The following is a 9,024-nucleotide window of genomic DNA, read 5'->3' on the forward strand; positions in this document are numbered from 1 at the left end:
TTTTAATCTCTCGATTATCTTACTCTTTATTCTTTTGTTTTAACATCTCTGTTAAAACGGCTGTCAATTCAATATGTCTACGAACGTGTCTTCTTATTTTTGTGTTTCGCTTGTGTTTCAAAGCGGGTGCAAAAGTACATAATGTTTCCGCATTTCCAATCTTTTTTATGCATTATTTTAAAGTTATTTTAAAACTTTTTCATAACACACTGACAACATACAATTTAAACATTACTTATTTTTCATTTTTTAAGGATTTTTCTTTCGGTTGGTATATTTTGCACAATTGATACTAAAAAACAAACGAACAGAGATAGTATAATTGAGTTGTGAATACTCTATTAGAAGACATAAACACCTAAAAGTCAAATGTTTTATTAAGAAAACATCATTAACATTGTGCACAGGCCTTATTCAAATAGCTTTTCATTTTAATTTTGGGTAAAGAAAAAATCTTCTTCTTCATAATTAAACCAAACTAGTCTAAGTTTGAATTTACCAAGAGTTAATAGGTGCGAGATTTGTTATTCTGTACAAAATCACAAATTAATCTGTATACAAAAGGTATTTTGCCCGTACAGCCTTAAACTTCTGCAATCCTGGTTCCCAACTTTTCCTGATTTCAGCTTCAGGCACTCCTGCGATGATCTGTTTTCTAAGTTGATCTGTACCTATACGCAGATCAAAAGGTGATACACCTGTATTGGCTCTTTCCTGATTAAAGAAACTAGCCTTGTCAGGATAAGCATTGTATAATTCAATTAGCCATGATAAATTAATCTGACGTCTATTTCGCAATTTGTCTATATTATAGTTATGAAGATCTAAACCATAACAAACGGCATCTTTGTGATTTGGTGCCTCACTCATTCCGGGAATACTTACAGGTTTGTATGAAAAAGAATATTTGCCCTTTAATTCGGGCGCTCCCAAAATAGTAAACGGCATATACGTTCCTCTACCTTCGTTGATTGCTGTTCCTTCAAACATACATAAGCTAGGAAAAAGCATTACAGCTTGTTGTGTATTTAAATTTGGTGACGGAGATATAGGTAATACATAAGGTATATCATGACTGTAATTGGCAACTTTTATAATCTTTATTTTGCATTGCTTCTTAAGATATCCTTCGCCATTAAGGTATTGTGCAAATTCTCCTATTGTCATACCATGAGTCATTGGTGTATGATGTATGCCAATAGCTGATTTAAATTTATCATCAGTCATTACCGGTCCGTCTACTACATATGCATTAGGATTTGGCCTATCAAGAATTAGCAGCTCCTTGTTGTTTTCTGCACAGGCTTCCATAACATATTCAAGAGTATTGATATTAGTATAATAACGGCAGCCTACATCCTGAATATCAAAAACCAAAAGATCAATATCTGCCAGCTGTTCTTTTGTTGGTTTCTCATTTTTACCATATAAAGAAATAATCGGAATACCGGTTTTATCATCTTTCTCATCACCCACTACGGCTCCATTACTGGCATTCCCTCTAAAACCATGCTCAGGCCCAAACACTTTTACAATTTTAATTCCAAGACTTACTAAACTATCGACACTACTTTTCTTGCCAATTATCGAACTTTGATTTGCAACTATTCCAATTCGCTTTCCTTTTAGATACGGCAAATATTTTTCAGTCTGATCGGCACCTGTGATAATTCCCGACTTGTTGGATGTACTGTGGGTTGACGATACAATTTGCGTGGGATGTTTAATATTACCAGTCACAAGAAATATAAAAAAAATCAGAGTTGTATATCTTATCATTATAGCTTTATTTATTATATACCATTAAAAATCAATTCATTATACCAAAGTATGCTTTTTTTATCAGAGACTAATAATAATTCTGCTTTAAACTTATAATTGCTTTAAAATTTTAAAGCTAGCTGTTGTTAAACATTTTCAAGTAGATTTTTTGCCTGATAATCAGAGACTGCACCTCTGATTATCAGCAATGTATCTTTCTATGAATCAAAAATGATGGCGCAAGAGGTACGATGTTAAAAAAACTGTTATAAAACCGTTATTTTTTTATTCTTGCTTGATTTTTTCAATTTGAATATGTAAATTAGTAGCTTGCTCGAGTGATAAAAAAATTAACCATAAATCTTAAAGAAATGGGGAAATTTGTAATTATAAGAAAAACAGCAGGCAAGTATCAGGTACAGCTCAAATCTAGGGCTGGAACTCTCTTGCTGAACTCCCGGGAATATACAACTAAAATAAGCTGTAAAAAAACCATTGAATGTTTGCGGTCCTATGCTGGTCAGGCAAATAAATTTCAGAAAAAGACCAGTACTGAATGGGAACTTTATTTCTATCTCAAATCCAATAATGGAAAGACGATTGCTACAAGTGTCCTTTTTCCAAGTACGCTCTCCCGCGAGCAGGCGATAAAAAGAGTGCAGAAACTGGCACCAATAGCTGCCGTCGAAGACGAGTCATGAATTACCATTAAGACAATCGAATTAAACTAACGGTAATACATAAGAGTTATGCAACCGTTTAAATATTAAAGAATAAAACTCGTAATTGGAGCTTCATGCAATAAATTATTTAGGCTTGTTGCCGACATAACAGAGATCGACGATTGAAATTTGGTTTTTAAATAAGCTGTAAATGCGGTCTTATCTGCATGCTGACAATATCACATCTTTTGGGTTGCGATAAAATAAATAAGATACTCATTGCAATATCATCTGCGTCTAGCATTTCTAATTTTTCTATTTTTTCGCGTTGTTCTTTTTTGGTTCCGGGCTGCATATCAGACATTACGGCTCCGGGTTCGATTAAGTTTACTTTTATTCCAAGGGGATTTATTTCTTTACGAAGTGATGCCGTAAATCCACGAATCGCTGATTTTGTGGTTACATAAATTGTGCTTTCCGGATTTTTTCTCTCGGCACTCATCGATCCTACATTAACAATATGTCCTGATTTTTGTATTTTCATTCTTTCAACAGCTTGTTGTGCAAAATCAATGTATCCCTTGATATTTGTATCCACTACGTATTTCCAATCATCGTTATTGGTAATTCCTCCAGCAGATAGCGCCGCATTATTAATTAATATATCGATATCTCCCATGCTGAGATCTACAATATCAAAAATCCTTTTAATGTCGTTCTCATTCGTAACATCTGCTGATGTTCCAAACAATTCGGCTTCAGGATATTTTGAGGTAAGTTCTTCATAAGTATTATGGAAATCTTCATGATCCCTGCCGAAAATCAGCACTCTTGCTCCAAGAGAAAGCAGCAATTCAGCCGTGGCTTTTCCTATTCCTGTTGTACCGCCTGTAATCACGATATTTTTTTGTTGTATGTTTGATCCAAAATATTCATTTAAATTTTTCATAATAATAATTTTTTAAGTCGTGTAATAACATACTTTTAGTGAGTGATATGCTTTATCTGCAAATTCATTTTCAATACAAATAATTATTATTTTGCCGCTTTCGCTAATGATTCGGCCATTGCCTGGGCATCTTTGGCGTATGTTCTTTTATAATAATCCAAAAGCTGTTTTTTTGTCTTTTTAGAATCTTTAGAATGTCCTTCCCATATAACTCCCAAAGAAGTATACGGAGGAACTGTTACTCCGATACTACAGAAAAAATTAGCAATATTTCCTGTAATATGTTCGACTCCATCAGAATCTCCTGTGACGATCACGCCTCCTATTTTCCCTTCAAGCGGAGATTTTTCTCCCGCCAGAATTTTATCATAAACTTCATCAAGTCGTTCTATACATCTTTGAAGTTCAGATGAATGATTGTTCCACCAAATGGGCGTGGCAAATAACAAAATTTTGGCGTTTGTGATCTTCTCATAGATTTCCGGCCAGTCATCTTTTGTTTCCATGTGCGTATAAGTGCCCGGCAGAATGTTATGTTTTGCAAGTTTGATGACTTCGTATTCTATATTTTGTTTTTCAAGATATGGCTCTAAAAATTCGACCAGAGTTTGGGTATTTGATCTTCCGTTTTGTTTAAGTGTAGCTAAAAGTATAATCGCTTTCATATTTTTTTATTTAAAAATGTATCACTTTTCTAAAGGCATTTTAAGCATTTTATCTAAACATCAATCAGTCAACAACAGCGCTTAATATTCCGTTATTTAAAACTAAACATTCCTCTGGCAGAAAGTTTATAATTTTCCCAAATAACTTTTATATTATTTTCATTTACAATTAATTACATTACTTTGAATAACAAAAGTGATTTACCACACTATTTTTACCTGACTGTTTCCTTGTATCGTATAATGGAGCACTGTTGCTCCCGAAAATTCTTTTTCTATTGCTTTTTTATTTTGGGTAACTTTTAGATTTTTCGAAATTTTCTTTGGAAAAATAATCTTGACATTACAGTAGAATTCTTCACTTCCTAAGGTTTTAAAAGTTATTGTATTTTTAACTTTTCTAAAGCCTTTTATCGGATAATCAAAAAATATCAAAAAGTCTTCATCTTTAACCTTGCAATATTGTCTTGGCACGACACCAAAAGCCACACCTCCACCATAAACTTCCTGACCAACCTGACCGCTTTTTTCCCAACCGGTATAAAGATCCTCCAACGGAATCCATAATTTTGGTTGAATTTCTCCCGTTTTCACTTCATCAGAAAGCATATTTTCTGGCAATTTTAACGGATAATAATACGGCATTCTTGTAACGGAATATTTTATAAATTCTGGAATTAAAATTCTTAAGGCCGGCAGGATTTCAACACCTTCTGCTTTTATCATGTATTCGCAAAATTTGGCATAAACTTCATGTTCCTCGTATACGGCACTATATGGCGCATCGTTAAGCGGAAAAACAGAAAAGTAATTGGGATAATTTTTTCCAAAACCATATTGGCAATCCCAAATTTGCATGTTTTTAAATAATCCTGCGAGACAGGCATAACTCAAATCGAGATACATTTTTTCTTCGGTTATTTTATAAAGTTCTAAAAGTACGCCGGCAGAAAAAGCGGTATTGTTCGCCTGATAAAAAATTTGAAAGCCATGACCCATCAATTTTTTGACTGCTTTTTTTGCTTCACGCAAATAAAGTTCATCTTTTGTTAATTCATAAACCAAAAGCATTAAATGGGCATATGAGCCCGGTACATCATGCTCACCGCCTTGCCCGGGTACGGTTTCCTGTTTAATAACCTGTAATGTGTCCATTCTATAAAAAACGGGCCATTCGTAGTCAAAATGGCGCGCCACCTTTATAGCGTACTGGATAGAATCTAATAGTATTTTCTCGGCAAGTTTTTCTCCATTTAAGGCAAGTCTGGTAAGATTCATTAACGGATGGTGCAGATACCAGGAATCCATTACCATTTTCTCTTTTTGTTCCTCTGATCCGTCCAGTTTATCATATAAAGCAGGAAGCCAGCGATTTATAGTTTTTATATTAGGATCGTAAAATGCCTGAATTCCTCTTTGCAAATCATCAAAAAGCTGATGTTTTTCTCCGGTCCATTCCATATATTCCTTTAAAGGCACTAATACAGCAAGCTGCACCATAATTTCCGATGGCGTTTTGTAATCGCACAAATAGGCATTCAAATACGGAACACCGTTTGTTTGTGTCCAACAGCCTTTGTTATTGTATAAATCTTCCTGACATTTCTGCGCAATTTTGGGCCATTTGTGATATTCGGTTTTCGGGTGTGGAAGCGATTTATACACTTCACCCAAATTATTTAAGAATTGATGTGTAACCTGAATATCATCTTCGGCAACTTGGTCTGAAAATAATACATAAGCATCTGATAAAACAAAATCTTTATCTGCCGGCAGAGGTTTATCTTCTGTCAACGGTAATTGAAAACCTATTTCCGGCCAGTCTCCTCCTACTGTTTCAGCCACCGACGTTTCAGTTGCTTCACAATATGCACTCATAGAACCTAAATCCTGAAAGTAAAATACCGATCCGGTTTTTGGCTTTGTCATACTCAGAAAAATAAGTCCTGAACGTGCTCCTACCTGATGTGTATGGATGTTTCCAAAGGTATTTTCGACATTTCCTTTTTCTGTTAAAGGCAAAATATCACGTGGCCAAAACGGAATCATGATCGGAAAATCTGATTTAAAAGATGTTTTATAATGCACTAATGGCGAGAAATCATTCGGGAAATCGATCGTGACTTCGTATTTTCCAATTCTCGTTGTCAAATTAATTACCGTCGTTTGACCATCGTCGAATAAATTGGTTATTTCAAAACAGCTGTTTAAACCAAAAGCTGCCCTAAAAGCCATTCTTCCCTGTTTGGGCCATAATGCAACGATCCATAACGAATCGCCAGTGTTGTATAATTGAAAGGTATACTCACGGAATTTCTTTTCCCACAAAACCGTGCTATTTTCCAGATCTGACTGCACTGTCGCAGCCCATGGTGAAATTGATTGCATGTAGTAATAATTTAATGGGTTAGTTTAACTTATTTTCTTTTGGATTAATGATGCTGCACGATCGGCAGCTTTGAGTACAATTTCTTCGGCATTGCCAGAAAACACTTCCTTGTGGCTTATGTTCCTGCTGGTGTTATTATATAAAGAAAAATAGTGCCAACAGGTTTTTCCTTGGTTTCACTGCCTCCAGGAGTTGTAAGACCTGTTATTGCTACTGTTATTTTCGAATTAAAAAACTGAGCGGTTTGTTGCGCCAAATACTTTGTCACCTCTATACATTCCGGCGTAAATTCCTTAATAAGATAATGAGGGACGTTCAGAATTTGTTCTTTTACAAAAACTTCGTAACATACAATTCCTCCTCTTAAGATTTTTCCTGAATCTGGCGTAAGAGAAAATTCTGCGCTAAGTCTTCCCGGCGATGCACTTTCAGCAAAAGCAATATTTAAACCTTTTTCTGCAATAATTTTACTGCATTCCGTAATAATTTCTGATGGCATAATTTCGCTTTTTTTATCAATAATTATTTTTCAGTTTCCGTATTAAAGAATTAACGGGTGTAGTTTTTCGATAAATTAATTTTTATTACACGCAAAAAAGAATTGAGTCACTGATTGTTGTGAAAACATTAAAACTCAAAATCTCAATGCTATTAATCAAATATTTTAAAATTTAGAACGTTCTGCCATAATTATTTAGCTATACAAATTTCAAATCTTAAAACGTCTTTTGCTTACATTATAACAAATAGATTTTATAGAATTTTATTCCCTAAAAAACATATTCTTTTCAATTATTACTTGAAAAAAAAATAACCCGTAGCATATACTACAGGTTATTTACAATCAAGAATTAATAAAAGCATAAGTAAGATGCTTAAGTTATTTACCTTTTGCAGTTGTTGAATCTGTAACAGTTCCGGTTCCGGTCGTGCCTGATGTTCCTGTTCCAACTGTATCTGTTCCCATTTCGGTAGTATCAACAGTTGTTTCAGTGGCTGTTGAATCTGTGTACTGATTATTTGTTGTAGCAGCGTCATTTTTTTAACATGAAAATGCAAGTCCGGCAACAACAACTAAAAGTCCCGTTTTGATTTTGGATGCTGTTTTCATAATTTTAATTTTAATAATTTATAATATGGTAAGTATTAGTTTTCAGTCGCAGTTTTTCAATCGCAGTTTTTCAGTCGTAGTCTCAGTCGCAGTTTTTTCAGTGATAGTATTTATTTATAATTTAAATAATACAGCGAATATTTACTGAAAGCTCAAAACTGTGACTGAGACTGAATACTTAGACTAAAAACTAACACCGAGTTCCTCCGATTATTTAGGAGTTCCCTGACCTGTTGGACGATTTATACTATCTCTAGAAGTAGAATTTGTCGACTTGTTTTTACCTTTTGTAGACTTAGATTTTGTTGTCTCAGTCTTATTGGTAGTTGTCGAATTTTTCTGGGTGCTTTTGTGCGTTTTTCCCTGATGGATTGTGTCCGTTGTAGTTTTCGATTTTGATTTAGGAGTTTCTTGTGCAGAAGCATATCCTACAATCATAATCATTGCGAATGTTAATAATAACTTTTTCATAATATTGATTTTCAAATAATTAATAAATACTTTTTAATTCATTCAAAGCAAATTTTGTATTTAAAAATAAAAAAATCTTACATTTTAATTCATGATACTTATATTATTTCCATTTGTATTTTTTTTCTTTTTTAAGGAGTTTATCAATGTCAGAGTCTTTTTTTTTAATTAAGACATTTTCTATCGTTCTATTACATAAAAAACACATAGCAACATTGTGTTTACCAATAACATAACAAGCTGACAATTATACAATTATTCCTTAAAATCTTATAAGTAAACCCTTTGTTACTCTATTAGATTTGTAAATATTAATTAAATGTAAAATCATGGATACTTCATATCATAAAAATAGTACTGCTACAAGTGCAAGAGCATCAAATAAAAAAGTTGCTTCTAAGACTACCTCATCGAGAAGCAATGAAAAGTCAAATATCGAAACTAAGAAAGTAGCACAAATCAAAAAATAGTAATACAAATACCTTTATTATGAAAACAGAAAATAACAAATTTAATAGTACGGAAGATCGTAATTTTAAAAATTCGGATTCTCAAATTACTGACGAGGCAACTGAAAATTTGAATAACAATCCTTATGATTCTGAAAATCTGGATAATGAATCAGACAGTGAATTAAAAGACATCACTGAACAAGACATTGAAAATGATTTGAAAAATAACGACCTGTTTGAATCTGATATTAATTTAGAAATTGATAATCAAGACAGAAAATTAGGAAGTAACGAATTAGATGATAGTGAATTGCATCGCAAAGAATTCGAAATTGGAGAATTGAGTAACGAACAAATTCAAAATGACGAATTTATCCGGGATGAGACTAATCATGACAAATTTAGAAAAAATGAATTCGATAGTGATCTCGATATCGAAGAAGAAGATCCTAAAAGAAATAAAAACAAGAAAGAAGCCGTCTCAAAACATATAATTTGAGACGGTTTTTTATTTGATGATGTTTTGATTTTTATTGGGTTAATTTTGAGTGGAGGCAAAAATTG

At 33.3% G+C, this 9,024-nt stretch carries 9 protein-coding genes; 3 read left to right on the forward strand and 6 right to left on the reverse strand.

All coding sequences use genetic code 11. From position 1 onward, the window contains the following. Window positions 1-546 precede the first annotated feature (546 nt). Window positions 547-1,779: an exo-beta-N-acetylmuramidase NamZ family protein gene (locus tag ACQKCJ_RS24415; protein ID WP_427403118.1), complete on the reverse strand. Its 1,233-nt coding sequence runs from the start codon at window positions 1,777-1,779 to the stop codon at window positions 547-549. A gap of 353 nt (window positions 1,780-2,132) precedes the next feature. Between ACQKCJ_RS24415 and ACQKCJ_RS24420 the strand changes: the two genes are divergently transcribed. Continuing rightward, window positions 2,133-2,462 carry a YegP family protein gene (locus ACQKCJ_RS24420; RefSeq protein WP_271335775.1) on the forward strand — a complete coding sequence of 110 codons (330 nt, stop codon included), beginning with the start codon at window positions 2,133-2,135 and terminating at the stop codon, window positions 2,460-2,462. A gap of 157 nt (window positions 2,463-2,619) precedes the next feature. Here ACQKCJ_RS24420 and ACQKCJ_RS24425 read toward each other — a convergent pair whose 3' ends face one another. The 5 genes from ACQKCJ_RS24425 to ACQKCJ_RS24445 all read right to left on the reverse strand — a co-directional run bounded on the left by ACQKCJ_RS24425 (window position 2,620) and on the right by ACQKCJ_RS24445 (window position 8,008). Then, window positions 2,620-3,372, reverse strand: a complete 753-nt coding sequence (locus tag ACQKCJ_RS24425) for an SDR family oxidoreductase (RefSeq protein ID WP_271335774.1) — start codon at window positions 3,370-3,372, stop codon at window positions 2,620-2,622. Window positions 3,373-3,458: 86 nt separating this feature from the next. Next, window positions 3,459-4,037, reverse strand: a complete 579-nt coding sequence (locus ACQKCJ_RS24430; RefSeq protein WP_271335773.1) for a flavodoxin family protein — start codon at window positions 4,035-4,037, stop codon at window positions 3,459-3,461. 201 nt (window positions 4,038-4,238) lie between these two features. After that, entirely contained in the window at window positions 4,239-6,425 is a 2,187-nt protein-coding gene (locus ACQKCJ_RS24435) for a hypothetical protein (protein WP_427403119.1), read from the reverse strand. Between the two features lie 116 nt (window positions 6,426-6,541). Further along, entirely contained in the window at window positions 6,542-6,925 is a 384-nt protein-coding gene (locus ACQKCJ_RS24440; protein ID WP_427403120.1) for a CinA family protein, read from the reverse strand. An 822-nt stretch (window positions 6,926-7,747) separates the two neighbouring features. Next, window positions 7,748-8,008, reverse strand: a complete 261-nt coding sequence (locus tag ACQKCJ_RS24445) for a hypothetical protein (protein ID WP_271335770.1) — start codon at window positions 8,006-8,008, stop codon at window positions 7,748-7,750. Between the two features lie 329 nt (window positions 8,009-8,337). Between ACQKCJ_RS24445 and ACQKCJ_RS24450 the strand changes: the two genes are divergently transcribed. Together ACQKCJ_RS24450 and ACQKCJ_RS24455 are read left to right on the forward strand one after the other, a co-directional pair. Next, window positions 8,338-8,478: a hypothetical protein gene (locus tag ACQKCJ_RS24450; RefSeq protein WP_271335769.1), complete on the forward strand. Its 141-nt coding sequence runs from the start codon at window positions 8,338-8,340 to the stop codon at window positions 8,476-8,478. A 19-nt stretch (window positions 8,479-8,497) separates the two neighbouring features. After that, complete coding sequence (locus ACQKCJ_RS24455; protein ID WP_427403121.1) at window positions 8,498-8,959, forward strand: hypothetical protein; 462 nt, start codon at window positions 8,498-8,500, stop codon at window positions 8,957-8,959. The last annotated feature ends 65 nt before the right edge of the window (window positions 8,960-9,024 follow it).

The sequence above is a fragment of the Flavobacterium sp. NPDC079362 genome, from assembly GCF_050267765.1.
Taxonomy (GTDB): domain Bacteria; phylum Bacteroidota; class Bacteroidia; order Flavobacteriales; family Flavobacteriaceae; genus Flavobacterium; species Flavobacterium azizsancarii.

What these genes read in the sequence shown, in the direction of transcription:
- ACQKCJ_RS24420 (WP_271335775.1), top strand. Translation starts at nt 2,133, where the DNA reads ATGGGGAAATTTGTAATTATAAGAAAAACAGCAGGCAAGTATCAGGTA.
- ACQKCJ_RS24430 (WP_271335773.1), bottom strand. Translation starts at nt 4,037, where the DNA reads ATGAAAGCGATTATACTTTTAGCTACACTTAAACAAAACGGAAGATCA.
- ACQKCJ_RS24415 (WP_427403118.1), bottom strand. Translation starts at nt 1,779, where the DNA reads ATGATAAGATATACAACTCTGATTTTTTTTATATTTCTTGTGACTGGT.
- ACQKCJ_RS24450 (WP_271335769.1), top strand. Translation starts at nt 8,338, where the DNA reads ATGGATACTTCATATCATAAAAATAGTACTGCTACAAGTGCAAGAGCA.
- ACQKCJ_RS24440 (WP_427403120.1), bottom strand. Translation starts at nt 6,925, where the DNA reads ATGCCATCAGAAATTATTACGGAATGCAGTAAAATTATTGCAGAAAAA.
- ACQKCJ_RS24435 (WP_427403119.1), bottom strand. Translation starts at nt 6,425, where the DNA reads ATGCAATCAATTTCACCATGGGCTGCGACAGTGCAGTCAGATCTGGAA.
- ACQKCJ_RS24425 (WP_271335774.1), bottom strand. Translation starts at nt 3,372, where the DNA reads ATGAAAAATTTAAATGAATATTTTGGATCAAACATACAACAAAAAAAT.
- ACQKCJ_RS24455 (WP_427403121.1), top strand. Translation starts at nt 8,498, where the DNA reads ATGAAAACAGAAAATAACAAATTTAATAGTACGGAAGATCGTAATTTT.
- ACQKCJ_RS24445 (WP_271335770.1), bottom strand. Translation starts at nt 8,008, where the DNA reads ATGAAAAAGTTATTATTAACATTCGCAATGATTATGATTGTAGGATAT.